At 63.9% G+C, this 1,543-nt stretch carries 1 protein-coding gene; it reads left to right on the forward strand.

Going from position 1 to position 1,543, the window contains the following annotated elements:
• The coding region (locus tag ASN89_RS26650; RefSeq protein WP_058051345.1) for a methyl-accepting chemotaxis protein at window positions 1-1,504 on the forward strand (1,504 nt) is incomplete at its 5' end.
• Window positions 1,505-1,543: the final 39 nt, after the last annotated feature.

A 1,543-nucleotide genomic window follows, 5' to 3' on the forward strand; every position in this document is an offset into this window, starting at 1 on the left:
GAACTCGCCGGAGTCTTTGAATTACTTCGAGCAGAGCTTGTATCTGGGGTGGCTCAAGTCGGCCAAGGGCCATTGCGACTGGGCCAAGGCTTACAAGGACGACGCCAGTGCGCAGCCGCGCACCAACTGCGCCATGCCGATCTACAAGGACAACGAGTTGTACGGCGTGTCCACCATCGATGTCACGCTGGGCTTTTTCAACCGCCTGGTGGCCGACATGGAGAAAACGATCCACGGCCAGATCCTGATCGTCGAACGCGACGGCAAGATTATCAGCAACAGTACGTATATCAAGGACGAGATCGTACTCAAGAAAGTCGAGGATCTGGCGTCCAGTTCGCCGATGGTGGCGGAAATCGGCCGCCTGCTGCCCAAGCTCGATGCGCAGGGCGTGGCCGAATCGGAGTATCGCAGCGACGGCACGCCCCACACGCTGTTCCTGAAGGCGATACCGGGCAGTCCTTGGGTGCTGGCGACCGGTTTGCCGACCAGCCAGCTGACCGAGCAAAGCGACCGTATCTTGAGCAAGCTGGGCATGGTGCAGATCCCCATCGCCTTGCTGCTGCTGGCCATGTTCATCGGCATCATCCGCCTGTTCATGGGGCGCCTGGGTGTACTCAAGAGTAACATCGACGCGCTGTCGGCCGGCGACGCCGACCTGACGCGGCGCCTGCCGGGCGGCGGCGGCAGCGAGTTCAACGATGTGGCAGCCAGCTTCAACGCCTTCATCGAACGGCTGCAGCAGATGATGCGCGAAATCGGCACCAGCACGGCGTCGATCGCGCTCGCTTCGCGTGAAATCGCCAGCGGCAACCAGGATCTGTCGGCCCGTACCGAAAGCCAGGCCAGCGCGCTCGAGCAGACCGCCGCGTCGATGGAGGAGTTGACCGGCACCGTCAGGCAGAACGTCAGCAGCGGCCAGGAGGCCAACCGGCTGGCGCTGGACGCCTCGAAGGTGGCGGCGCGGGGCGGCGCGGTGGTGACGCAGGTGGTCGAGACGATGGGCGCGATCGAACACTCGTCGAAGAAAATCGCCGACATTATCAGCGTCATCGACGGGATCGCGTTCCAGACCAACATCCTGGCGTTGAACGCGGCCGTCGAGGCGGCCCGGGCCGGCGAACAGGGCCGCGGCTTTGCCGTGGTGGCGTCCGAGGTACGCAACCTGGCGCACCGCTCGGCCACGGCGGCCAAGGAGATCGGCGCGCTGATCGTTGAATCGGTGCACAACGTCAACGCCGGTACCAAGCTGGTCGACCAGGCTGGCGCCACCATGCAGGACATCGTCGCCGGCACCGACAAGGTTGCCAACATCATCGGCGAGATCCTGCTGGCCAGCCAGGAGCAGGAAACGGGCATCGGCCAGGTCAACCAGGCCATCGTCCAGCTCGACGACACCACCCAGCAAAATGCCGCGCTGGTGGAGCAGGCGGCAGCGGCAGCCCATTCGATGCAGGAGCAGACGGCCAAGCTCGAACAGATCATCGGCGCATTCAAGCTGTAGCGCGCCGCGCACGGACATTAAAAAAGCCGCCCGGTTCAG

Origin of the sequence: Janthinobacterium sp. Ant5-2-1 (assembly GCF_001445815.1) — a bacterium.
Taxonomy (GTDB): Bacteria; Pseudomonadota; Gammaproteobacteria; order Burkholderiales; family Burkholderiaceae_D; genus Janthinobacterium; species Janthinobacterium lividum_E.